Origin of the sequence: Manganibacter manganicus (assembly GCF_002075885.1) — a bacterium.
Classification (GTDB): Bacteria; Pseudomonadota; Alphaproteobacteria; order Rhizobiales; family Rhizobiaceae; genus Mesorhizobium; species Mesorhizobium manganicum.
Map to the genome: position 1 here is coordinate 1 of NZ_MDET01000026.1, position 23,064 is coordinate 23,064.

19 protein-coding genes and 3 pseudogenes are annotated in these 23,064 nt (G+C 61.2%); 16 read left to right on the plus strand and 6 right to left on the minus strand.

Going from position 1 to position 23,064, the window contains the following annotated elements:
- Window positions 1-133: 133 nt before the first annotated feature.
- From istB to BFN67_RS16145, 3 genes and pseudogenes are all read right to left on the minus strand, one after another.
- Window positions 134-892 (minus strand): IS21-like element helper ATPase IstB, encoded by a 759-nt coding sequence (gene istB / locus BFN67_RS16135; protein ID WP_080920594.1) that lies wholly within the window; start codon window positions 890-892, stop codon window positions 134-136.
- Window positions 889-2,385, minus strand: coding sequence for an IS21 family transposase (istA, locus tag BFN67_RS16140; RefSeq protein ID WP_139789217.1), 1,497 nt, complete (start codon window positions 2,383-2,385; stop codon window positions 889-891). Before istA ends, istB begins: the two co-directional genes overlap by 4 nt.
- A gap of 120 nt (window positions 2,386-2,505) precedes the next feature.
- A pseudogene (locus tag BFN67_RS16145) lies at window positions 2,506-2,844 on the minus strand (sulfotransferase); the annotation flags it as partial.
- Window positions 2,845-3,287: 443 nt separating this feature from the next.
- On the opposite strand from BFN67_RS16145, the gene BFN67_RS16150 reads away from it, so the two are divergent.
- The 3 genes from BFN67_RS16150 to BFN67_RS16160 are packed head-to-tail and all read left to right on the plus strand — an operon-like array spanning window position 3,288 to window position 6,642.
- The gene (locus tag BFN67_RS16150; RefSeq protein ID WP_245295286.1) at window positions 3,288-3,701 is read left to right on the plus strand and encodes a MarR family winged helix-turn-helix transcriptional regulator; all 414 of its coding nucleotides are present in this window, start codon (window positions 3,288-3,290) and stop codon (window positions 3,699-3,701) included.
- Between the two features lie 19 nt (window positions 3,702-3,720).
- Window positions 3,721-5,562, plus strand: coding sequence for an MFS transporter (locus tag BFN67_RS16155; RefSeq protein WP_139789218.1), 1,842 nt, complete (start codon window positions 3,721-3,723; stop codon window positions 5,560-5,562).
- Between the two features lie 12 nt (window positions 5,563-5,574).
- Window positions 5,575-6,642, plus strand: a complete 1,068-nt coding sequence (locus BFN67_RS16160) for an HlyD family secretion protein (RefSeq protein WP_080920597.1) — start codon at window positions 5,575-5,577, stop codon at window positions 6,640-6,642.
- Between the two features lie 467 nt (window positions 6,643-7,109).
- On the opposite strand, the pseudogene BFN67_RS25235 reads toward BFN67_RS16160, so the two are convergent.
- Both BFN67_RS25235 and BFN67_RS16175 read right to left on the minus strand, forming a co-directional pair.
- Window positions 7,110-7,788 (minus strand): annotated as a pseudogene (locus BFN67_RS25235) (CerR family C-terminal domain-containing protein).
- A gap of 592 nt (window positions 7,789-8,380) precedes the next feature.
- Complete coding sequence (locus BFN67_RS16175) at window positions 8,381-8,785, minus strand: winged helix-turn-helix transcriptional regulator (RefSeq protein WP_080920599.1); 405 nt, start codon at window positions 8,783-8,785, stop codon at window positions 8,381-8,383.
- Window positions 8,786-8,885: 100 nt separating this feature from the next.
- On the opposite strand from BFN67_RS16175, the gene BFN67_RS16180 reads away from it, so the two are divergent.
- The 9 genes and pseudogenes from BFN67_RS16180 to BFN67_RS16220 form a co-directional block, all read left to right on the plus strand.
- The gene (locus BFN67_RS16180; protein ID WP_080920600.1) at window positions 8,886-9,296 is read left to right on the plus strand and encodes a DoxX family protein; all 411 of its coding nucleotides are present in this window, start codon (window positions 8,886-8,888) and stop codon (window positions 9,294-9,296) included.
- On the plus strand, window positions 9,293-10,108 hold the full coding sequence (locus BFN67_RS16185; RefSeq protein WP_204842190.1) for a DODA-type extradiol aromatic ring-opening family dioxygenase: 816 nt from the start codon (window positions 9,293-9,295) through the stop codon (window positions 10,106-10,108). Before BFN67_RS16180 ends, BFN67_RS16185 begins: the two co-directional genes overlap by 4 nt.
- A gap of 40 nt (window positions 10,109-10,148) precedes the next feature.
- Window positions 10,149-11,048: an SDR family oxidoreductase gene (locus BFN67_RS16190; RefSeq protein ID WP_080920602.1), complete on the plus strand. Its 900-nt coding sequence runs from the start codon at window positions 10,149-10,151 to the stop codon at window positions 11,046-11,048.
- Window positions 11,049-11,125: 77 nt separating this feature from the next.
- The gene (locus BFN67_RS16195; protein WP_080920603.1) at window positions 11,126-11,755 is read left to right on the plus strand and encodes a TetR/AcrR family transcriptional regulator; all 630 of its coding nucleotides are present in this window, start codon (window positions 11,126-11,128) and stop codon (window positions 11,753-11,755) included.
- A 44-nt stretch (window positions 11,756-11,799) separates the two neighbouring features.
- Window positions 11,800-12,750 (plus strand): HlyD family secretion protein, encoded by a 951-nt coding sequence (locus tag BFN67_RS16200; RefSeq protein WP_158083522.1) that lies wholly within the window; start codon window positions 11,800-11,802, stop codon window positions 12,748-12,750.
- Window positions 12,751-12,752: 2 nt separating this feature from the next.
- Window positions 12,753-13,730, plus strand: a complete 978-nt coding sequence (locus tag BFN67_RS16205; RefSeq protein WP_080920605.1) for an ABC transporter ATP-binding protein — start codon at window positions 12,753-12,755, stop codon at window positions 13,728-13,730.
- On the plus strand, window positions 13,727-14,896 hold the full coding sequence (locus BFN67_RS16210; protein WP_080920606.1) for an ABC transporter permease: 1,170 nt from the start codon (window positions 13,727-13,729) through the stop codon (window positions 14,894-14,896). The genes BFN67_RS16205 and BFN67_RS16210 overlap by 4 nt, the downstream gene beginning before the upstream one ends.
- A gap of 395 nt (window positions 14,897-15,291) precedes the next feature.
- The gene (locus BFN67_RS16215; RefSeq protein WP_080920607.1) at window positions 15,292-15,942 is read left to right on the plus strand and encodes a hypothetical protein; all 651 of its coding nucleotides are present in this window, start codon (window positions 15,292-15,294) and stop codon (window positions 15,940-15,942) included.
- 90 nt (window positions 15,943-16,032) lie between these two features.
- A pseudogene (locus BFN67_RS16220) lies at window positions 16,033-16,448 on the plus strand (IS66 family transposase); the annotation flags it as partial.
- Window positions 16,449-17,341: 893 nt separating this feature from the next.
- Here BFN67_RS16220 and BFN67_RS16230 read toward each other — a convergent pair.
- The gene (locus BFN67_RS16230) at window positions 17,342-18,271 is read right to left on the minus strand and encodes a LysR family transcriptional regulator (RefSeq protein ID WP_080920609.1); all 930 of its coding nucleotides are present in this window, start codon (window positions 18,269-18,271) and stop codon (window positions 17,342-17,344) included.
- A gap of 85 nt (window positions 18,272-18,356) precedes the next feature.
- Between BFN67_RS16230 and BFN67_RS16235 the strand changes: the two genes are divergently transcribed.
- From BFN67_RS16235 to BFN67_RS16250, 4 genes are read left to right on the plus strand one after another with little or no spacing between them, the layout of a single operon-like run.
- Entirely contained in the window at window positions 18,357-19,880 is a 1,524-nt protein-coding gene (locus BFN67_RS16235; protein ID WP_080920610.1) for a sulfatase, read from the plus strand.
- A 23-nt stretch (window positions 19,881-19,903) separates the two neighbouring features.
- Window positions 19,904-21,244 carry an extracellular solute-binding protein gene (locus BFN67_RS16240; RefSeq protein WP_245295288.1) on the plus strand — a complete coding sequence of 447 codons (1,341 nt, stop codon included), beginning with the start codon at window positions 19,904-19,906 and terminating at the stop codon, window positions 21,242-21,244.
- A 54-nt stretch (window positions 21,245-21,298) separates the two neighbouring features.
- Window positions 21,299-22,219, plus strand: coding sequence for a carbohydrate ABC transporter permease (locus tag BFN67_RS16245; RefSeq protein WP_080920611.1), 921 nt, complete (start codon window positions 21,299-21,301; stop codon window positions 22,217-22,219).
- Window positions 22,216-23,043 (plus strand): carbohydrate ABC transporter permease, encoded by an 828-nt coding sequence (locus BFN67_RS16250; protein ID WP_080920612.1) that lies wholly within the window; start codon window positions 22,216-22,218, stop codon window positions 23,041-23,043. Before BFN67_RS16245 ends, BFN67_RS16250 begins: the two co-directional genes overlap by 4 nt.
- Window positions 23,044-23,064: the final 21 nt, after the last annotated feature.

Consider the following 23,064-nt stretch of genomic DNA (forward strand, 5'->3'; position numbering starts at 1 on the left):
ATGTCAACGGCGGAGTAAAATCAGGCCACGCGGCGGCGTAAAAGTCGGCCACTTCGGCGCGCGCATGAGACGTCCGGGAGGGCGTAGCCCGAGCGGGGGTCTTATGCGTGCGCGGCGATTTTTGGAGGGTAGTTCAGCCGGCCTTTCGGGCGCGACTTTGCGCGAGGCGATAGCTGTCGCCATTCATCTCGAGAATGTTGACGTGGTGGGTGATGCGGTCGAGCAGCGCGCCGGTCAAACGCTCGGACCCCAGGATTTCCGTCCATTCGTCAAACGGAAGATTGCTGGTGATCAGCGTGGCACCCCGTTCGTAGCGTTGCGAGATCAGCTCGAACAGCAATTCCGCGCCGGTCTTGGAGAGCGGCACGAAGCCCAGCTCATCGATGATGAGAAGCTGGTAGGCGGCCATCTGTTTCTGGAACCGTAGCAGACGCCGCTCGTCGCGCGCTTCCATCATCTCGCTGACCAGCGCAGCGGCTGTCGTGAAGCCGACGGACAGGCCCTTCTGGCATGCAGCCAAGCCGAGGCCGAGCGCCACATGGGTCTTTCCCGTGCCGCTGGGACCAAGCGCAATGACATTCTCGCGCCGCTCGATCCATTCGCAACGCGCCAGTTCCAACACCTGCATCTTGTTGAGCTTCGGGATGGCGGTGAAGTCGAAGCTGTCCAGGCTTTTGACGACCGGGAACTTTGCCGCCTTGATGCGGCGCTCGACCTTGCGGCGATCCCGTTCGATCATCTCCCTTTCGGAAAGCCGGGTGAGGTATCCGACATGATCGACGCCCTCGGTGGCGCATAGCCGAGCCAGCTTCTGGTATTCGCGCTGGAAGGTCGGAAGCTTGAGGGCTTTGAGATAATGGGAGAGCAGGATCTCGGGCACGTCAGTGCTCATGCCGCTTCCTCCCCATGCGCGGAAAGCAGTCGCATATACGCCTTCGCCGATGTCGTCTCGACCGTCGCCCTCGGCAGGTATGGGTAGATGGACAGGTCCAGTCTCGGCGGCCGGCGCTCCACCCGACACAGGATCAGATGCTTGACGGCGTCGAAGCCGATTGCTCCGAGTTGAAGGGCCTGCTTCACTGCCGTATGCAGGTCCGCAAGCTCGAAGCTCTCCAGCAGGCGAAGAACCTGCACGTACTCACGCCGGCCATGTTTTGCCATACGGCCTTCCATCAAGCGGCGCAGCGTGGCGAACTCTTCGGGCAGGTTCCAGCCCTGGAGAGGTGCAGCCTGATCCAGCGAATTGATCTTCTGTTCGATCAGCGGCAGGTAATGCAGTGGGTCGAAGACGACGTCTTCCCGCTCCCAGCTTCGGGGATGGCGAGCGATGATCTCGCCGCGGCAGCCGATCACCACCTCGTCGACATAGCCCCGGACCCAGACATCCTGATGGCCATAGGCGACCGGGACGGAATAGTCGTTGGTCTTGTAGCGGACAAGCGACTGGGCCGTTACCTTGGCGCTGGCCTGATCACAGGCATCGAAGGGCGAGGCCGGCAACGCGCGCATCGCGGCCAGATCGCGCTGTAGCCGTTCCCCGATTGTCTCGTTCTCGCCGCGCAGCCTGTCGCGCTGGCGCTTGCGGCATTGCTCTTCAAGCCAGGCGTTGAACATCTCCCATGTCGCAAACTGCGGGATCGGCACCATGAAGTTGCGACGGGCATAGCCGACGAGACCCTCGACGTTCCCCTTGTCGTTGCCTTTGCCAGGCCGGCCGTAACGATCCCGGATCAGGTAGTGGGACAGAAACCCGCTGAATAGAGTAGCGCGCTTGCGGGTGCCGTCGGGCAGGATCTTGGCCACGAGGCAGCGGTCGTTATCGTAGACGATCGATTGCGGTACTGCGCCGAAGAAGGCGAACGCATGGATATGGCCGTCCACCCATGCCTCCGACACAGCCGCCGGATAGGCCCGCACATAGCAGCCGTCGCTATGCGGCAGGTCGAGCACGAAGAAGTGCGCCTTCCGCTCCACACCGCCAATGACGACCATCGCCTCGCCAAAATCGGCCTGCGCATGCCCTGGCGGATGCGACAGCGGCACGAACACTTCCTGGCGACGCTGCTCCCGCTCGCGCATGTAGTCCTTGATGATAGTATAGCCGCCGGTGAAGCGACACTCGCCACGAAGCCGGTCGAACACCCGCTTGGCCGTATGGCGCTGCTTGCGCGGCACCTTCATGTCCTCATCAAGCCAGTGATCGATCGTCGAAACAAACGCATCCAGCTTAGGCCGCCGGATCGGTGACTGACGCTGATAGCCCGGCGGCGTCGAATACGACATCATCTTGGCCACGCTATCGCGCGATATGTTGAAATGCTTTGCAGCCTGACGCCGGCTCATTCCTTCCGAGCAAGCCAGACGGACCTTCAGATATAATTCCACGGTGTAGATCCCCAACCCTCCTGCATTCGTCGCAGAAGGAAAATAGGTGGCCGGCTTTTACGCCGCCCGAAGCGGGACGATCCCGCCGCTACCGTGGACTAATTTTGCACCGCCGCTCTCATAGTAGGGGTTTTTAGGTTCCTCTCCGACCGCCCGCGCGAAATATCGCAAGGCCATCTCATCATCATAACCCAGATATAAGGTCCCCAGGATGTACAACGCGAGCGGATGGTTTGGCGTGCGCGTCAGAACCCGGAGGCACAGGTCCTGAGCCTCGTCAAGCCGCTTTGCCTGCTGAAGGACATATGCCTGTTTCAGCAGCGCGTCGTCGGCCTGCGCACGCGATTGAGCATTTCCTTTCTGCAGGTTCATCGTAGGTTTCACTATCGGCCCCTTCGCGTTCGGCGCAGGCGCGGGCTTGATGTGCTTTGACCAAGCAGGTGGGAGGCGGTTGTTCATGATGTCTCGCTAGCAAAAAGAGGCGGCAGAATCCAGTATGTCCGGGATTTAGCGAAACACGCACGCCATCCTCGGACCAGATCGTCAGATCTCCACGACGACGAAGAGCTTCATTGTATTCTGTCCAGTTCGCCAGCCGATAGCGCTGCATGGGCAAAACATGGCGGCGTGCGTCATTGAACTTGTGCGGCATTCAGGCGACCCTGTCCGGTATGGATGGCCTCACTAACCAGCAAAGGCATGATCCATGCAACAAGGTCCATCTGGTGGTCCTTTCCGCGGACGGGCGAATTTTTGAAATCGCAAAATTGCCGACCTCGACGTTCCCTCTTGAAAGCGGGGCTGATCCAATATAGGTAGACGCCATATGAGCAGGTAGCTATTAATATACATGCTTACCAATGCGTATTGAATCCGGAATCCGAGCGGACATTCTTGAGGCGATGACGATCGTCAGCCGCAAGATGCGGACGCTGTTCAATGCCCGTGTGCTTGAACACGGGCTTACGCTCGCTCGGGCGCGGACGCTGCTGCGCATTGCTCAAGGTGGCGCTGCTAACCAGAAAGAGTTGGCCGAGGAACTGGAGATCGAGACGGCGACGCTGGTTCGGCTGATCGACGGTCTCGAAGCACAGGGACTGATTGAGCGATGCAAGGTCGAAGGGGACAGGCGTGCCAAGCAGGCAGTTCTCACGCGTGAGGGCGTCGCGAAGGCAAACATCGTCGACGGCATGGTGCAGCAGATCCGGCAGGAGGTGCTTTCAGATATCGAAGATGCCGACCTCAAGGTCTTCCACGGCGTCTTGAAGCACATGGCCGGCAATCTCGAAGCCGCCGCTCTGGTACTGGCGGAATAGGTCAGGCGAGGCAGACAGCATGTCCGACACGGCTGAGATCCCGGCCAAGCCGTCGCCCCTCGCGAAGGCGCGAAGCGGTAAACAGTCCACGCACTCGCAGGCCGAGCTTGCGCGCACTGAGGCCGAAAACATGGCGGCTCAGGCGCTCGAGCCTACGCCCGAGCCCCGCAGTCCGAACCGCGCCAGCGGAACCAGCCGGCGCAGACCGCTCGGCGTCAGGCTGAGACGGGCGCTTAGAGGTCCTCCCGGCCCGCACGCCACGCTGCCGGCGCCTGCACCCTATGTGCCGAAGCCGCCGCTGGTCGCGCTGCTCTATGGCCTCACCTCCATGCTTATCGCGACGACCTACGGGCTTGGCCTGAACTTCGTCAACGTCAATCTTTACCAAGTGTCGGGCGAGTTCTCCGCCACGGTCAACGAGTCCCTATGGCTGACCGCCGCCTACATGGCGCCGAACGTCAGCCTGTCGCTGCTTCTGGTGAAGATCAGGGCGCAGTACGGGCTGAGGACTTTCGCCGAGATCGCGATCGTCGTGTTCCTGGTCGTCAACGGACTGCATCTCTTCACCAACGAGATCGGCACGGCGATCGTGGCGCGCTTCTTCGCCGGCGTCGCGGCGGCTTCCATGTCGTCGCTCAGCTTCCTTTATCTGCTCGAATGCTTTCCGCCCGAGCGCAAGATGACCATCGGCATGCCGCTCGCCATGGTCAACATCGGCATCGGCGCGCCGATCGCCCGCATGATTTCGCCGGCCCTTCTCGACCTCGGCGGCTGGCAGCCGATTTATCTGATCGAGGTCGGCCTCGCCCTCATAAGCCTGGCGCTGATCTATACCCTGCCGCTCAACTCGCCGCCGCGGGTGAAGGTCGTCGGCGTCATGGATGTGGTCAGCTACCTGTTCCTGGCAGTCGGCTTCGGGTCCCTGGCCGTGATGCTCACCATGGGCCGCTACTACTGGTGGTTCGAGGCGCCCTGGCTGGGATGGCTTGCCGCTCTCGCGATAGCCAGCCTCGCGATCGTGGCCGCCATAGAGCTCAACCGCAAATATCCGCTGCTCGACATCAAGTGGCTGCTGTCGCCGGAAGTCCTGCATTTCGGCGCCGTGCTGATGCTCTTCAGGATGCTGATGACGGAGCAGTCCAGCGGCATCAGCGGCTTTTTCCAGCAGGTCGGCCTGCTCAACGACCAGCAGTTCACGCTCTATGCCGTCATCCTGGCCGCCACGGTGGGCGGCGGCGTTCTGTGCGCCTCGATCATGAAGCCGGGTCGCGAGCCGGCGATCCACGCCGTCTCGCTCACGCTTCTCGCCATCGGCGCCTTCATGGATTCACGCCTGACGGTGACCACCCGTCCGGAGCAGATGTACGTCAGCCAGGCACTCATTTCGGTTGCAAGCGCGCTCTTCCTGGCGCCGGCCATGGCGATGGGCTTCGTGAGCGCGCTGAAGCGGGGGATGAACTATATTCTGTCCTTCGTCGTGGTGTTCCTGTTCACGCAAAGCATCGGCGGCCTAACTGGGTCGGCCATCTTTGGCACCTTCGTCACCATCCGCGAAAAATTCTATTCCGCCGCGATCGTCGAGCACCTGACGATGACCAACGCCTTCATCGCGCAACGTGTCGCGCAACTGGGTGGCGCCTACGCGAAGGTCTTGACCGATCCGACGCTGCGACAGGCTGAAGGCCTGGCGTTGCTCGCCCAGCAGGCGACCCAGGAAGCCTATGCACGGGCCTATGCCGATGCCTTCTTCGTCATCGGCTGCGCCTCCGCCTCCGCCGTCGCCGTGCTGCTCACCCAGATCGGCTGGAAGCACTTTTCCGCCATCGTCAGGACAGCGCCATTGCCGGCGCGCCAAGTCTAATCGAGTTCAGTCATGCCCAATCTTCTAAAGTCCGCTTCCACCTATGTCGCACTGGCAGCAGGCGTTGTCGGCGTGTTGCTGATCCTGTTCGCCTGGCGCCTGCCGCCGTTCGAAACAACCGTCGAAGATACCGACAACGCCTATGTGCGCGGCAACGTCACGATCCTCAGCCCGCAGGTCACCGGTTATGTCTCCGAGGTGCCGGTCACCGACTACGCGGCCGTGCGGAAAGGCGATCTGATCGTGCGCATCGACGACCGCATCTATGTCCAGAAGCGTGACCAGGCCAAGGCCACGCTCGCCAGCAAGCAGGCCGCCCTGGCGGCCTCGACCCAGCAGGAGGCGAGCGCACAGGCCAACATCAAGTTGAGCGAGGCGGGCGTGTCCAGCGCCAAGGCGGCGGCGAAGCTTGCGCGCGCGAATATGGAACGCAGCGAAGCGCTCGTGGCGAAGGGCTTTTCGACACAGAGCGATGTCGACGTGGTGCGCAATTCGGTCAGCCAGGCCGAAGCGGCGGTGCTGGAAGCAAAGGCCAGGCTCGAAGTCTCGAAGCAGGCGCTGGATCAGGTTCTGGTGGCGCGACAGGCGCTGCGGGCCGACGTCGATCAAGCGGCCGCGGCGGTCGAACTGGCCGAAATCGACCTGGCCAATACGCGCATCGTCGCGCCCGAGGATGGACGGCTCGGAACCGTCGGCACTTCGGTCGGCTCCTATGTCGCGGTCGGCTCGCAACTCACCAGCCTGGTGCCAGACCGCCAATGGGTCATGGCCAATTTCAAGGAGACGCAGGTGGCGAACCTGAGAGCCGGGCAAAAGGCGACCTTCGCGGTCGACGCTCTCGGCCATGTCAAGCTCACCGGGCATATAACTCGCTTCTCGCCCGCCGCCGGTTCCGAGTTCGCCGTCATCAAGGCGGACAACACCAGCGGCAACTTCACCAAGGTCGCGCAGCGCCTTCCGGTTCGCATCGAGATCGACGCCGGACAGGCGCTGGCCGAGCGGCTCGCGCCGGGAATGTCTGTCGTCGTCAGCGTCGATTGGGCGTCCCAGCCGGACGGACAGGAAAGCGTCAGTCGGTGAAAAGCTGTTGGGCGTCACGCCCAGACAATCCATTGTGAAGTTTCGGAGACCTTGAAGTACCACTCTGCATATGCGACCACCGGCACATAGAGGGCGGGCACTTCGACTGAGATTTTGCAGCGACACCCATGGCTTGTCGAATGCATGGAGTCGCACTTATTTTCCAGATCGGTGCGGCCAAACGATGAGGCCGGTAATTTTTTTATCGCCGAAGGCTCGCTGGGGGTCGCCATCTCATCGAGAACTTCTCTGCCATCTCAAGGCATTCCGACGCATCGCAACCCGTTACGAAAAGACCGATGCTTGCTTGCCGCACTCCTCAATCTCGACACCGCTTTCCTTGCAATCCGATGACTGTAAACATGCCTTAACCGTCGAAAAGGAAGATGGCTTGCCAGCCCACTACCTTCAAATCAGCGTCAAGACCAGCTCTGTCAGGGACGTGATGGGTTTTGCGCGCGGGAAGCTCAAGGGCAGTCGCTCGCACGTTGCCGTAGCATTGCGTCGAGGTTGTTTATGACGGCGGCCGTGGTCAGGGCTGACTCTCGGGGACCGATCGCTTGCCAATTCATCCGCCGCATCACCACCTCGCGACCGATACGGAAATAGGGCACCTGGCCTATCAGCGTGAAGACTGTGATGCGTGTTGTATCTTCCTCGGCGGGCTCGCCCGTCGCCGTTTCCCACAACTGGCACAGGTGGCGGTGAACCGGTTCTACGACGCCTGTATAGATTCGGTCCAGCGTGGAAGTCGGATGCGCCATCTCGCGGAGTATGAACTGGACAATCGACAACATTTCCGGCCGGCTCATTACGAAATTGGCCATGGTTTCCAGTGCCACGCGCAATTCCTCAGCTGCACTGCCCGGGTCGGCGGCAGTGACCGGATCATGACCGTCGAAGGGGAACGCGCGTGCGGCTTCGCCTCGGATCGTCTCGACAATAAAGTCTGCGCAGGCATTCCGGAGGCCTTCCTTGCCGCCGAAATGATAGGCGATGCTGGCGATATTGGCTTTCGCTTTGTCGGCGATTTCGCGAGTCGAGGTACCGTCAAAACCCTTGCCCGCCGAACAGCTCCAGTGCGGCGCGGATCAACGCTTGCCGGGTCTGCTCGGAAGAGCCGGCGTGAGCCGGTTGGATTTGCATGGTTCGTTTCCAAGTCACTGACGCCCGAATTCGCGCGAGGCACGGCTCGATCCGGATGCAGAAGTGCGATCCACCGCGTCTGCGTCAGCCCCAGATGCTTCACGCGCGCGTAAAAGTGCGTTCGCCAATGGCGTCCGACCCGGCCAAGTTCCACGGCAAACTCTTTGCTCGGATCCAAGTCTTAGCATTCTTATTGATAGCGTGCTACTGAATAGCTAAGATTCCATGGCGGCGCCGCGCTGGTCTGCCGGAAAGACCTGGAACAGCAGGACCATGGCGAGCGGCTGAACGATGCCGGCGGCGGCGCCCTGGATTTTGCAATGGTTAGGACGGTTTGGTTCGGCGCGATTTCCGCCTTTTGTCCGGTTAATGAAAGCCACAGATTGCGTCGTCCTGAAGCTTTGCTTTCCCGAACATCAGATTGGCAATCGGATGATCAGGGTGCTGCACGGCGGCATCGTCGCCAGTCTCTGCAAAATTTCGGCGTCAAGCTTGCTCGCCTTTCAGACGCGGGCGACCTCCACGCCAAGAACTCTCAGTCGAAATATATGCACAAGCATCGATCAAGTGCATCAGCAGAAGAGTGGCTATTTCACTCATTCTTGTCGTAGAGTTCGCGATTGCGCTGTATGTCAGGCCAGTTGGCTTCCAGCCAGCCGATCAGCGTACGAACCGGAATGAGAAAGCTCTTTCCTCTTTCGGTCAGCTCGTACTCGACCCGAGGGGGGACTTCCGCGAACACTTCACGGATGACAAGCCCGTCGCGCTCGAGGTTGCGGAGAGTCGTGGTCAGCATGCGCTGCGACACCCCTCCAACCGCGCGCATCAATTCTGAGAACCGCAGTCGCCTCCCCCGCGCCTCAGCCAATCGTGCGATCACAAGCAGGCTCCACTTGTCGGCCATCCGGTCCAGAAGCGGTCGTACCGGGCAGAGGTCGGGCGCGATGGACCCGGCGGCATCGATCGAGATATCAACATTCACGGCTTCACCTTTCATGGTTACACGCAGGTAACATACTTATCCGCACGTGCCTACTTCCCATGGCGTTGATTACGAATAGGATGAAAGTATTCAAAACGCACTATGGAGGGAAGCGATGTCGGCCAGGAACCTGAACATCGCGCTGTGGACGGCCCAGGTCCTGCTCGCTCTGGTGTTCGGGGCGGCCGGATTCATGAAGGTGACCATGCCTCTGTCCGACCTTGCGGGAATGCTGACCTGGCCGGGTAATGTTCCGTCATGGCTGGTCCGGTTTATCGGAACGGCGGAGCTGGCCGGTGCAATTGGTGTTCTCTTGCCTGCCTTCACCCGCATACGACCGATGCTCACGCCGCTGGCCGCGCTGGGATTTGCCATCATTCAAATCCTGGCGGTGCCCGTTCACATATCGCAAGGCGATATTGCAACAGTCGGGCCAATCAACGCCATTTTGCTGGCGCTGGCGCTGTTTGTTGTCTGGGGCCGCTATGCCAAGCTTCCGATCCAGCCGAAAGGAGCGCTGGCGTGAGCAGGATGCCCACCCTGTTCATCCCGCATGGCGGGGGACCGTGCTTTTTCATGGATTGGGATCCTCCGCACACCTGGGACCGGATGGCGAGCTTTCTGCGCGGGCTGCAGTCCAGCCTGCCGGAAAAGCCCACAGCCGCGCTGGTAATTTCGGGCCATTGGGAGGAAGCGCAGGTCACGGTGCAGACCGGAGCAAAGCCGCCGCTGCTGTTCGACTATTACGGATTTCCGGCACATACCTATCAGTTGATTTTTCCCGCGCCGGGATCACCGAATCTGGCGAATCGGGTCACGAAGCTGCTTGGGTTGGCGGGGTTTTCGGTGCGGGGCGACGCCGCGCGGGGCTATGATCACGGGGTATTCATCCCGCTGAAGCTGGTATTTCCCGAGGCGGACGTGCCGGGGGTGCAACTGTCGCTGCGTGTCGATTATGACCCGGCGGCGCATCTGGCGATGGGAGCCGCCCTGGAGCCCCTGCGTGACGAGGGCGTGCTGATCCTGGGCAGCGGTATGAGCTATCACAATATGGGCGTGCTGATGAAGAGGATGCGCGGCGGGACGCAGGACGTGGAGTCGGAGTCGCAGGTCTTTGACGACTGGCTGACCGGGGCGGTGACCGACCCGGATCCGGCAGCGCGCAATGCGGCGCTGGTGGATTGGACGCGCGCGCCCGCTGCCCGCGATGCCCACCCCCGAGAGGAGCATTTCCTGCCGCTGCATGTTGTGGCGGGAGCTGCCGGAGCAGATATCGGCGTCAAGGTACTGAACGATGCGGTAATGGGCGCGGTCGAATCCGCATTCCGTTTTGGCTGATGCGACACCAAATCAAATCTGAACTTGAAGGAGCAAGATCATGACAGCAATGCAGAACGGGCCGTTTCTGGTCACCGGGGCCTCGGGCCAGCTGGGCCGCCGGGTTGTGGAACTGCTGCTGGAGGGCGGAGGCGGGCCGGTGATCGCTACGACGCGGTCGGTGGACAAACTCTCGCGGCTGTCCGCGCAAGGTGTCGAGGTGCGCAGCGCCGATTTCAATAATCCGGTGGGCCTCAAGAATGCTTTCGCCGGAGCCAAGCGGCTGTTGATCATCAGTACCGACGATCTGGAGCCGGGAAAGCGCCTGGTTGCTCACAATGGCGCGATCGAGGCCGCGGTGGCCGCTGGTGTTGAGCACATCGTCTACACCTCGCTTACCAACCCGGGCCCGGACTCGCCAATCACATTTGCCGTTGACCACCGGGAAACCGAGGCTCTTTTGGTTGAAAGCGGCATCCCCCATACCATCCTGCGCAACAACCTCTACACCGATCTGTTCCTGATGAGCGCACCGCAAGCGATTAAATCGGGCCAACTGATTGCCGCCACGGGCCAGGGCCGAGCGGGCTATGTCACCCGCGAAGATTGCGCGAGGGCGGCAGCGGCCGCTTTGATGCACGAAACTGGAACAAAAACCTATGATGTCACCGGTCCGGATCTCGTCTCACAAGCCGATCTCGCTGCGATACTGTCGGACCTGTCTGGCAAGACGATCGCCTATGTCCCGATCACCGTGGATGACCTTCGTGCCGGGATGATCGCCAACGGATTGTCGCTGACCATGGCCGAAGCCTTCGCGTCCTTCGACGAAGCAATCGCACAAGGCCATATGGCCGTCAGCACCAATGCTGTGAAAGATCTCACTGGGAAAGCGCCTGCCAGCGTGCGCGATTTCCTCGGAAAGAACGCCGCGTCGCTGCTGGAACCGGGCGCCGCTTAAGAGCCTGGACGCAAAATTCTGCGAGGCTCGCCATGTCGAGCCTTGCTGACTGACTTTTCAGTCACTATCTTTCTCCTATGGCTCAGAAATTTCGGGCGGCGCGTTCCGACGAGGAACGCCAAGCACGGCTTCAATCAATATTGAGTGCGGCTCTGGACGCTTTCGCCGAGAAAGGTCTTGGCGCATCGCGTCTTGAGGATATCGCTACCAGGGCGGCCATCGCCAAGGGCACGATCTATCTCTACTTCCCCTCGAAGCAGGCGGTGTTCGAAGAGCTGATCCGGACGTCCATTGTGCTGCCCGTCGATAGCTTGCGAACTGAATTGTTGGCGCAGGATTTAACGGCCCAAACAGTATTTGGTCTCCTTTCCCACTGGGTGCGAAACGAATTTCTCGGAACGGATCGAGAAATTATCGCGCGACTCATCCTGTCGGAGGTCGGCCGATTTCCGGAGATTGCGGCGTTCTGTCACCGGGAACTCGTGCATCCTGTCATGGAGTTCCTGAAGCAAATCGCGCAGCGCGCGTGTGAGCGGGGCGAATTCGGATCGGATGTCCTGGTTCGCTTTCCACAGCTTGCGGTCGCATCCGTCCTGGTGGCTATAACCTGGAACGATCTGTTCCAAAACGTCGAGCCCCTCGATTTGGGAGCCATGATTGAATCCCACCTCGACCTCCTGCAGCGCGCAATGCGATCGGACATATGACAATGCGCCGGGCCGGCCTTTTGATGATAGCAGCAGGAGTGGCGGTGCCAGCCCTCTTCCTGACGAACCCGAATAGCGATGCGCCGCTGCCCCGATTCCAAGGTTATGTCGAGGGTCAGACGATCTATGTTTCCGCGGAAGAAGGGGGAACGATCTTTCGGATGCACGTAGATTCTGGCGATGACGTTCAACGGAATCAGACGTTGTTTAGACAAGATACTGCTCTCAAGGAAATACAACTTCAGCAGGCAGAAGCTAGTTTGCGCGAGGCGCAAGCAAGATTGCGGAACGTCGAGGCTCCCCAACAGAGGCCTGAAGAGATCGAGGTTCTCAGGGCGTCGGAGCGCCGCGCCGCAACGGCAAGTCACCTCTCCGCCATCGAACTCGACCGTCAGCGCGAACTCTTCCGCAAGGGGGTAGCGTCGAAGGCTCTTGTCGAGCAGGCCGAAGCGGCACATCAACAGAATAGCGCTGCCCAGGAGGAAATTCGGCGGCAGATTGATGCTGCCGGGCTCGGTGGCCGTGACAACGATATTCGCGCGGCCGAAGGTGCGGTCGACGCGGCAAAAGCCGCGCTGGCAGAGGCTGACCAGCGGCTCGCCAAAGCGGAAGTCAGGGCCCCCGAGGACGGCCGTGTGGAAGATGTCTTCTACCGCGCCGGTGAGGTCGTCCCGGCGGGTACCCCTGTGCTGGCCCTCTTGCCTGACGGCAATCTGCGGGTTCGTTTTTTTGTGCCCGAGCCTGCTCTCTCTGCGCTTTCGCTCGGCGGCGCAATCTTGGTGAGTTGTGACGGATGTGCGCCCGACATCGAAGGCCGCATTACTTTTATCGCCAGGGAAGCCGAGTTCACGCCGCCGGTCATTTTCAGCGAGGAAGAGCGTTCCAAACTGGTCTTCAAGGTCGAAGCACGCCTCATCGGCAACGAGCATGCCCTGCCCGTCGGACTTCCGGTAACTGTGGTTCCGACACCTGATGCCGTGGCGGAGAAGAGGTAGTTATGCGTGCCACGCTGCCCAGTCCTGCGCAACCAATCAAGGCCGCCGGTGCGTTTGCGGGAGACATCGCCATCGAAGTTTCCGGCCTGACGAAATCGTTCAACGGCCGAACCGTCGTCTCCGACCTAAGCATGGAAGTCCGTCGCGGCCTCATCTACGGATTTCTCGGTCCGAACGGCAGCGGCAAGACGACGACGATCCGAATGCTTTGTGGCCTGCTGACGCCCGACGCTGGCCGTGGGACCTGCTTGGGATACGACATTCTCACCCAATCGGACGAGATCAAGCGTCATGTCGGCTACATGACGCAGCGCTTCTCGCTCTACGAGGATCTTTCGATCCGCGAGAACCTCGAATTTGTGGCCCGCATTCACGGTCTCGACGATCCGCGAGGAGCAGCAGGAGATGCCTTGCATCGCCTCGGGCTGGAGAACCGGGCGCATCAGCTTGCTGGCGAGTTGTCAGGTGGCTGGAAGCAGCGTGTCGCGCTTGGCGCCAGTATTCTGCCGGGTCCGCAACTTCTTCTTCTGGACGAACCGACGGCTGGTGTCGACCCGAAGGCGAGACGCGATTTCTGGGACGAAATCCATCGTCTCGCGGGAGAAGGACTCACAGTGCTCGTGTCGACACACTACATGGACGAGGCGGAGCGCTGCCACGAGATAGCCTATATCGCCTACGGCCGCCTCCTTGCCGAGGGAACAGTTTCGAATGTCGTTGCGCAGTCCGGCCTTGAGACCTGGACAGTGACCGGCATCGCCTTGCGTCAACTTGCCGAGACACTTCGAGGGCAACCGGGGGTTGACATGGTCGCGCCCTTCGGTTCGGCGCTGCATGTGGCGGGGAGAGACCCCGCGCTGCTCATGCGCGCCACTGAGGCGGCAAGAGCTGACGAACGCTACAGTTGGCGTCGCGACAAGCCGACGCTCGAAGACGTCTTCATCGACCTGATGGACCGCGGCCGGGACAACTTCGGATGACCCCGGTGCTGACATATCCGCGAACCACGCGAGGACCGGTGGCGGCATGGCGGCGCTTTGTGGCGGTCCTTGTCAAGGAATTCATCCAGTTGCGACGCGATCGGGTGACGCTGATTTCGATGATTTTCATCTCCCTGGTCCAGCTCCTTCTTTTCGGGTATGCGATCAACACCGATCCGAAGGAACTTCGAACAGCCGTGCTGGCGCAGGACGAAAGCGTCTTCACACGGTCTTTCCTCGCCGCGATGCGGACGACCGGCTATTTCGACATTCGCGAGAGGGTGGCAAGTGAAAGCGAACTCGACGACTTGATCCTGTCGGGAGCCGTTCAGTTCGGCGTTCAAATACCATCCGACTTTGGCCGCCAGCTCGTTCGCGGCGAGCGTCCCGCGCTTCTCGTCATCGCCGATGCCACGGACCCTTCCGCCACTGTGAACGCTGTCGGGGCTCTGGAAGGGATCGCAGCGCGGGCTTTCGAACGCGATCTCATCGGACCAACCGCGGCTCTCGCCTCGACGCCTCCGCCCTACGAGATCCGAATTCATCGACGGTACAATCCGGTCGGGGACACGCATCTCAACATCGTTCCAGGGCTAATGGGCACGATCCTGTCCATGACGATGCTGATCTTCACCGCGCTTTCAGTCACGCGCGAGATCGAGCGCTCGACCATGGAGAGCCTTCTGGCGATGCCGATCAGGCCGGTCGAGATCATGCTTGGCAAGATCGCCCCCTACGTTCTTGTCGGTGCATTCCAGATGGTGCTCATCCTGTCGGCGGCCTGGCTGCTGTTCGACGTTCCGATCGTCGGAAGTCTTGCACTGCTGTTGGCGCTCACGACGCTCTTCGTCATCGCAAATCTTGCCGTCGGCTACACGTTTTCAACCGTGGCCGAGAACCAGTTGCAGGCCGTTCAGATGTCCTTCTTTTTCTTTCTGCCCAACATTCTGCTCTCGGGCTTCATGTTTCCTTTCAATGGCATGCCCGACTGGGCCCAATGGATTGGCGAGACGCTGCCAATGACCCATTACCTCAGGATCGTTCGCGGCATCATGTTGAAAGGGGCAGACCTGTCGCATCTGGCAATACCCGTCGGCGCGCTAGGCCTGTTCACGCTGGTCGCGATGGCGGTGGCTGTCAACCGGTTCCGGCAAACGTTGGACTGAGCGGGACCCGCCGCTCTCCGTGGGCAGGTGGGAAACGAGGGCGCTCGTAGCCGACCGGAGACCTCGAACCACGCTGGTTCTCGGACCTTGGACACGCGTTGAGAGCAACGAGCGCTGACCTGTGCCCCATTCCGCATTCACCGGCTTAAGAGACCGCTGAATTTCGGCGGCTTTTCCCGGCGGCTAAGGTAAAGAACCCGACTGCCGCGGGCATCACGTCATCGCAGTGTCGCCTGGCCAATCTTGCTCGGCGCCGTTTCCGCCCGGCCTCGGCCGCCGATAATCCCGGCGAAATTATCGTCTCGATCATGAGCACGCGAGAATAGGGTTGTGATCGCGGTCGGACAAATGTCAAAATTTACTCTCCGTATGGCCGTGTGATTCGGGGGAATTCGATGAGCGGTATCAAAGCCAGCCTCACTGCAGCCTTGCTGATGGCGTCAGTGAGCGTAGCCCATGCGGGAGAAAACGCCCCCTTCATCTATCTCGCGACGCAAGACCCGTTCGTCAGCCCTGAAGCGCCAAACGCGAAGAACGATATCCATGTCTTCGGCGGCGTCTTTGCCGGCGGCTCTTTCGGCAGCGTCGTCCAATTCTGGGACGCCGACTACACCGACAACTTCATGATCGGCGGCATCTACGGCCGCGATTTCAAAGATCTCGGGGCAGGTTTTGTCCTTGGCGGCGTGGCGGGCGCGGCGATCCGTTTTGGCGACGATGACGATACTAGCGGAGAACTTTGGGCCGGATTACGGATCCGCCACCACGGCTTGGTGATTGGCGACCTGGCAATCGCGCCGGGGTTTACCGCCGGCTTGAGCGTCGTTACCGGACCGACGGAGATCGAGCGCGCGCGCGAAATCCACTACGACGGCGACGCGAGCTTTCTAGGATTCCTCGGGCCCGAGGTCGCATTCAAGCTTCGGCAGGCTCCGCATGTCGAGTTCGTCTATCAGCTTCACCATAGGTCAGGCGCTGACGGGACTTTCGGCGATTTTGGTGAAGGATCCAACGCGAGCACCTTCGGCCTTCGCTATCGCTTCTAAAGTAAGGAAGGGCGTTCGGCTGACCCGTTAGATGGCCGCCCCGCTCGCCGAGAGTCAGAATTGGGCACTACTGTCGCTTGGCAGTCCTGGCTCGCCGGGTGCCGGGCTCACCTGCGGCGCAAATTCTAGGACCTGCACATCAGCGTGGTCTCGCAGGCCGCGACGGATTCGATCATCGCCATGACCGAATTGTGGTAGGTCGATGACACGGTTCGTGGCAAGGTTGCTGGGCGTCGCGCTGCGTCAGGAAAAGTTCGTGGCCATTGTCGCTAGCCTCTTCGATCTATGGGAGCGGAACTGGGCAAGGCCTCGGGGAAATCCAAAGCCGCCCAGGCGATCCGCTGCGCGCTCACCCCGGCGGGAGGCGCTGGAACGCTTTCGGGCGGATCGCCGCCATCGAAATCGACTCCAACATCGACGAGCGTGCAATTAGGCCCCAGACGATCGCGCGAACGAATAGTCTATTCGCCGGCAGCCACGGTGGTGGACGAACCTGGGCGACGGTAGAGCGGGAACAGCGCCGCCAGGAAGTGTTCGTGCCGCGGTCGCACAGCCGGGCATGGGCAGACCGAATTCGGCGACCGAACGGGACCCGATGAGGTTCGGCGTCCTGATGGGTGTTGATCGCTTCGGTTTCAGTCGCCGGGGCCGGTGCAGGGCGCCGGGTTCGGCGTCGCGGTGGCGGTTAGGCATATGTCGCTCAAGGATATTGTCGTTTTGTTGATTCGGCACGGCGAGCACAAGTCGCCTACGAATCGCCGTCGATCTTGCGCACGCTACGCGGCGCACCTGATCGGCGTTTATGTCGTGCCCGCTATCAGTCATGTTCATGACGGATTTGTGCGTGGCGAGCGGCAATTCGCGCCGTCGGAGAACGCCGGCGCCGGGAGGAGGAACGTTTGGTTCTCGAGATTGGACGACATTTTGCCGATATTTCAAGGCGCAACGACCTTCCGGCAGAGTTCAGGCTCATCCTGACAGCCAGGACGATCGGAATGTTGTCCTCAATTCGCTCTACGCGGATCTCGTGATCGTCGCTAAGACGGAGCCGCACGGCCTGCCGCCACATTGGCTGCGCCAAAGTTGAGATTGGGCAACTCAGTTCAAACGGTACCCAAGATCTACGTCCCAGAGCCATGCTGTGGCTGGATTGATGATTTCTTCGACGACCTAGAGGCAACAGAGGGCGCAATCGTCCGCGCCCCGCCGTCTCGGAGTCACCCCCTTACAAGCCCGACAAGGAAGGCGGTTTGGCTGGGGCTGATCGTAGCTTCGTCGACAATCCAACAGAGGTGGTCCCGCCCGGTGAGACAGCTTGGCGGCTTGGCTAAGGTGGATCCGGGATGTTTCTACGCCGCAATCGGCTTCCTCGAAATCGCCTATCGCAACCGCGACGCGACTACTCTTCAGCCGGCTTAGCCAAGCCCAGTCCAGCAACATCTTCCCTCAGCATGCGCAGTATCGACCTTACCGGGGCAAGCGACCGCATCGAACTGCGATAGGTGACGCCGCTCCTGATTGTCCACTCGTAGCCGCGCACGTTCAGCGCCGACAGGTCGGGATTGACGTCGAGGTGCAGCAGCGGCCGAGGCAGACTTGTGAGGAAGCCATTCCGCCGCACCAGTTCCAGGGCCAGTCCAAGCGATTCCGTGGATACGACGGTCTTCGGACCTGCGATCCCTCTGAATTTGAACAGTCGGTCGATCTGCTCCCTGGCGATGCTGTCGTAACTGAGTATCACCCAGGGAAGCCGCGTCAGTTCCTCGGCTGCGACGTCGGTCTGCGCGGCGATCGGAGCGGCGCTTGAAGCCGCTATGCAGTTCGACTGGTCGTAGAGAAAGAGTTCCTCCAGCGTTTCGCCCCTTGTCTCGTCGGGATGCCGGAGGCCGCCCGCGTAGAGACTGATCTCGCCGGCCTGCAGCGCCGGGATCAGCAGGGTCCCCACTCCTGTCCGCACCGAGACGCGCAGATTTGGATAGTCGCGGGCAAGTCGGGCCAGCACCCTTGGCATGAACACCGCCGCGTAGGTCGGGCCGACTCCAATGCGCAGTTCCCCCTGCGCGCCGTCGCGCGTCGCGCTGAGTTCGATCAGGGATCCGTCCCATTCGGCCTGGATGTCGCGCGCACGTCTGTAGAAGACCTGCCCCATCTCGGTGAGAACGGCGCCGCGTGCCGACCGGTCGAACAGCGGCGTCCGGAGATGCTCCTCCAGCAGGCGCAGTGATTTCGACAGCGCCGGTTGACTTATGTTGAGGCTGCGCGCCGCGCTCTGGACGCTGCCGAACTCGGCCACTGCCAGGAAGTGCCGAATGCGCCAGATCTGATCCATAGATTTCAGTTATATCCGATATATCGGGAACTATTACCCGCTCCGCTCCGGCGCGTCTAGGATGATCGCTAATGGGAGGAACTGCATGCGTGCGATCTTCGTGCTCTTCGATTCGCTGAACCGCACCGCACTCGGCTGCTATGGCGGCGAGCAGGTAGCGACGCCGAATTTCGACCGGTTCGCGCGCCGCGCCATGACCTTCGACAAGCACTATGCGGGTTCGCTTCCCTGCATTCCGGCGCGCCGGGACATTCACACCGGCCGTCTGAACTTCATGCACCGCTCGTGGGGGCCGCTCGAGCCTTTCGACAATTCGATGCCGGAAATCCTGAAGTCCTCCGGCGTCTACACTCACCTGATCAGCGATCATTTCCACTATTTCGAGGATGGCGGCGCGACCTATCACAGCCGATACCGGACATGGGAATTCGTCCGGGGTCAGGAATACGACCCGTGGATCGCCATGATCGAACCTCCGATCGAGCGCTTCAAGGAGATGTATTCGGATCGGCACTACAACGTGCCGACCGAGCCCAAGCGGCGCCAACACCAGATCAACCGCGAGAAGATTGCGCTGGAAGAGGAGTTTCCCGGCCCGCAATGCTTCGAGCGGACGTTCCGCTTCCTGGACGACAACCGCCGCGCCGACAACTGGATGCTGCACCTGGAATGCTTCGATCCGCACGAACCCTTCCATGCCCCGGACCGATACAAGGATGCCTATCGGACCGCCTATAACGGCCCGATCCTCGACTGGCCCAAATATGCTCCAGTCCGAGAGAACGCGACCGAGATCGCCGAGATCAGGGCAAACTATGCGGCGCTCGTAGCCATGTGCGACGCCTATTTCGGCAAGCTGCTCGACTATTTCGATGAGCACGATCTGTGGAAGGATACCTGCCTTATCCTCACCACCGATCACGGGTTCCTGCTTTCCGAACACGACTGGTGGGGCAAGAATCTGACTCCCTACTACGAGGAGATTTCGCATATCCCGCTGATCATGCATCACCCTCGCTTCGCTGACCGCGCCGGCGCGCGCATCGCTGGGCTGACGCAGACGACGGACCTGATGCCGACGCTTCTCGACATCTTCGACCGCCCCTGCCCGCCCGAGGTCACCGGCCGCTCGCTGTTGCCGCTGATGGCCGGCGCCCCGGGACCGGACGCCATCATCTTCGGCATGTTCGGCGGGCCGATCGGCGTCACGGATGGCGAATACAGCTATTTCCGTTATCCGGAGAACCTCTTTGACGAGCGGCTCGGCGAATACACGCTGATGCCGACCCACATGACCGGCTTCTTCAATGGCGACGAGATGAAGACAGCCGCGCTGGCCGAACCATTCGACTTTACTAAGGGGCAAAAGCTGCTGCGTTATGATGCGCTCAACGAGGCACGGCGACCACCCGGACTGGACGGCACGAAGTTCGGCGCCTTCAAGTCCGCGATCTATCACAATGCGAGCGATCCAAATCAGCTCAACCCGATTCACGATCCGGCGGTGGAGGCTCGGCTGCGCCAAACGGCGATCCGCATCCTGCGTGAGCACGATGCGCCGCCGGAATATTTCGGGTGGATGTCGCTCGACACGGCCGCGGCGGAATAATCAAACAAAGGGAGGAAATCGCAATGCAGTCTTTCATCACCCCATTCTCGCGCCGGAGCATGCTACGCGCCTGCGCGGCCGCCTTCATCGTCGCGGCAGGCGCCGGCGCAGCCCTTGCCCAGAGCCAGCCGCCGATCACGATGGCGATCAACCAGTCGCCATGGCTCAACTCGTTCGTCGCCATGGTCGACGAATACGAGAAGGAGACCGGGAACAAGGTCGAGCTCGATGTCACGCCTTTCGGCGGCCTCCTTGAAAAAATCCGCAACTCCGTGCGAGGCGCCCAGGGCGCCTACGACATTGTCAACGTAAATTCGCTCTGGCTGTCCGAGATTTATTCGGGCGGGTTCCTCGCCCCCCTCGGCGACGTCCAGGCAGGCTATGGGCTGCCCGAGGGCGTGCTGACCTACGGCGACACGACAAACTGGGACGCCGAGGCCGGCACATTTGCCGGTGGCGGCGCGCTAATGGGCGTGCCGGTCAACGGCAACGTGCAGGTGCTCTACTACAACACCGACATCTACGCGAAGCTCGGCCTGCAGCCGCCCAAGACGTGGGACGAACTCCTCGCCAACGCACAGGCAATCCAGAATGAGGGGGAGGCCTATGGTTTCGTGCCGCGTGCCGCCCGAGACTCGATCGTCTACAACTTCACTCCCTACCTCTTCAGCCATGACGCGGCCTTCTTCAGGATCGCCGGTTCTGGCAAGGCCGATGTCGTCGTCAACAGCCCCGAAGCCCTCAAGGCGCTGGAAACCTATGTGAAGCTGGCCACGGAATCAGGCCCTCCCGGACCCGGCAACATCGCACAGGGCGAACTGATCCAGCTTCTAGCCACCGGCAAGGGCGCGCAGGCGATTGCCGTCATCGCCGCCTGGGGACAGCTCGAAGACCCCAATGCTTCGCGCGTCGTGGGAAAGATCGACGCCGCGCTGCTGCCCGCCGGTCCGGCCGGCACGGTCGCATCGAGCGCCGGCCATTGGGTGGCCGGCATCCCAAGGAACGTCCCACCCGAGAAACAGAAGGCAGCCCTAGCATTTCTCGACTGGTTTGCCGCCAAGGAGCGGCAGGTCGACTACGTGCGGGCCGGCGGCGTACCGGTCAGGGGCGACATAACTGGGGCTGATCTTGGCGATGACGCGGCGTTCCGGTTCATCGGCGCCTATTCGCAAAATGCCCAGCACGCGGTGATGGGTCTACCCTTTGCGCAGGCCGCGGAGGCCTCCGACGCCATGGCGCTCAGTCTCAACCGCGCCGTAATCGGCGAGATGACGCCGGCCCAGGCACTCAACCAGGCCGCCGCCGATCTGGCCGGCGTCCTCGAGCGCAACGGCTTCGCCGTCACGAAGCTTCCGGATCTGTAGTGAGAGGCGGCGCCGGCTGCGGCCAGCGGTCACTCCCGGGGCAGGATCGATGCGATGATTTCCAATGAGCCAAGCTACAAGGAGCGGCGCAACAAGCGTTGGATCGCGATCTCGCTGCTGCCCGCGGTCGCACTGTTCATCGTTCTAACCGCGTTCCCGGTCGTCAATCTTCTGGCGTTGAGCTTCTTCCATGTCGAATGGCGCGAGGCGACCTCGGCTTTCTCCTTCGTCGGCCTCGACAATTACCACCGGCTATTTTCAACCGAAAAAGTGTTCTGGGACGGCGTGCGCAATACGGCCTTCTTCGCCGTGACCGCCGTGTCCTGCCAGATGGTGCTCGGTTTCTCGATGGCGCTCGCCGTGCGAACAGCCGGATCCTACGGAAGGGCCATGCTGACAGGCATCTTCCTGCTGCCGATCGTCGTTCCGCCGATCGTCATCGGCACCATGTGGCGCCTCATCATGGGGCGTGAGTTCGGGCTGGCCAACATGCTTCTCAGGCTTCTGGGACTCGGGCCGGTCGACTGGCTCGGCAACCCCGATATCGCACTCGCCTCGGTCATCTTCGTCGACATCTGGCACTGGACGCCCTTCGTCTTCCTGCTGATGCTGGCCGGGCTCGAGTCGCTCGATGGCGAGGTCATCGAGGCGGCCCGAATGGACACGAGAAGCCGTTGTCAGCAGATTCGTCACGTCGTGCTGCCGATGATGATGCCGACCATCATCGTCACGCTGCTGTTTCGCGTGATCCTGTCCTTCAAAGTATTCGACGAGGTTTACCTTCTGACGTCCGGTGGCCCCGGCACCGCCACGGAAGTCGTCAACTTCTCGATCTATCGCACCTTCTTCCGCCAGGACCAGGTCGGATATGGCTCGGCGATGTCGATCGTCACGCTATTTGCGATCACCGTCGTCATCATCCTTGCGCGCGGCTTGGCGCAACGCCGCGCCGCGCAGCGGAGTACTGTGTCATGACGTTGCGTCTCGGCTCCCGTATCCTTGCCAACACCGTCGTGTGGGGTTATGCGCTGGTCATCCTCGGGCCGACGCTATGGGTGCTGTCCAACGCCTTCAAGTTCAAGATCGACATCATCACCGGCGCCACCATTTCTCCATTCACCTGGATTAATTTCCACGAACTCCTGTTCTCGCGCCAGTCCGATTTCCTCACGAACCTCCTCAACAGCGCGGTGATTGGGATCGCCTCTACGGCGATCGTCATCGTCGTCGCGACGATGGCGGCCTTCACGCTGACCTGCCTCAATGTGCGTCCCTGGGTGCGCTGGGCGCTGCTCGGCTGGGCGCTGCTGTTCCACATGCTGCCGACGCTCACCTTCGTGGGCTCCTGGTACCTTATGTTCTCGTCGGTCGGGCTGCATGGCACCTACTTTGCCGTGATCATGACGCATGCCGTGCACAACCTGCCGATGGCGCTGTTCCTGATGATGAGCTTCGTCGGGGCGCTGCCGCGCGAACTGATCCAGGCGGCAAGGATGGATGGCTGCAGCTACGGGCAGGTGTTCTGGCGCATCGCCTTCCCGCTCGTGCGCGGCGGCATGATCGCCGCAACCGCGCTCACCTTCATCTTCTCGTGGAGCGACTTCGCCATCTCGCTGACCCTCACGTCGCGCGACACGATGACGGTGCCCGTGGCGATCGCGACGTTCGCGCAGGAATACGACATCCGCTACGGAGAGATGGCCGCCGGAACGCTGCTCTCGATCGTTCCGGCGCTGTTGCTCATTCTGCTCGGACAGAACTTCATCGTGCGCGGCCTGCTTGCGGGCGCCGTGAAATGAGCGTCTCGAGGCCGATACGGC

What these genes read in the sequence shown, in the direction of transcription:
- BFN67_RS16190 (WP_080920602.1), top strand. Translation starts at nt 10,149, where the DNA reads ATGACAGCAATGCAGAACGGGCCGTTTCTGGTCACCGGGGCCTCGGGC.
- BFN67_RS16235 (WP_080920610.1), top strand. Translation starts at nt 18,357, where the DNA reads ATGCGTGCGATCTTCGTGCTCTTCGATTCGCTGAACCGCACCGCACTC.
- BFN67_RS16240 (WP_245295288.1), top strand. Translation starts at nt 19,904, where the DNA reads ATGCAGTCTTTCATCACCCCATTCTCGCGCCGGAGCATGCTACGCGCC.
- BFN67_RS16160 (WP_080920597.1), top strand. Translation starts at nt 5,575, where the DNA reads ATGCCCAATCTTCTAAAGTCCGCTTCCACCTATGTCGCACTGGCAGCA.
- BFN67_RS16210 (WP_080920606.1), top strand. Translation starts at nt 13,727, where the DNA reads ATGACCCCGGTGCTGACATATCCGCGAACCACGCGAGGACCGGTGGCG.
- BFN67_RS16215 (WP_080920607.1), top strand. Translation starts at nt 15,292, where the DNA reads ATGAGCGGTATCAAAGCCAGCCTCACTGCAGCCTTGCTGATGGCGTCA.
- BFN67_RS16155 (WP_139789218.1), top strand. Translation starts at nt 3,721, where the DNA reads ATGTCCGACACGGCTGAGATCCCGGCCAAGCCGTCGCCCCTCGCGAAG.
- BFN67_RS16175 (WP_080920599.1), bottom strand. Translation starts at nt 8,785, where the DNA reads ATGAAAGGTGAAGCCGTGAATGTTGATATCTCGATCGATGCCGCCGGG.
- BFN67_RS16205 (WP_080920605.1), top strand. Translation starts at nt 12,753, where the DNA reads ATGCGTGCCACGCTGCCCAGTCCTGCGCAACCAATCAAGGCCGCCGGT.
- BFN67_RS16150 (WP_245295286.1), top strand. Translation starts at nt 3,288, where the DNA reads ATGACGATCGTCAGCCGCAAGATGCGGACGCTGTTCAATGCCCGTGTG.
- BFN67_RS16230 (WP_080920609.1), bottom strand. Translation starts at nt 18,271, where the DNA reads ATGGATCAGATCTGGCGCATTCGGCACTTCCTGGCAGTGGCCGAGTTC.
- BFN67_RS16250 (WP_080920612.1), top strand. Translation starts at nt 22,216, where the DNA reads ATGACGTTGCGTCTCGGCTCCCGTATCCTTGCCAACACCGTCGTGTGG.
- BFN67_RS16245 (WP_080920611.1), top strand. Translation starts at nt 21,299, where the DNA reads ATGATTTCCAATGAGCCAAGCTACAAGGAGCGGCGCAACAAGCGTTGG.
- BFN67_RS16195 (WP_080920603.1), top strand. Translation starts at nt 11,126, where the DNA reads ATGGCTCAGAAATTTCGGGCGGCGCGTTCCGACGAGGAACGCCAAGCA.
- istB (WP_080920594.1), bottom strand. Translation starts at nt 892, where the DNA reads ATGAGCACTGACGTGCCCGAGATCCTGCTCTCCCATTATCTCAAAGCC.
- BFN67_RS16180 (WP_080920600.1), top strand. Translation starts at nt 8,886, where the DNA reads ATGTCGGCCAGGAACCTGAACATCGCGCTGTGGACGGCCCAGGTCCTG.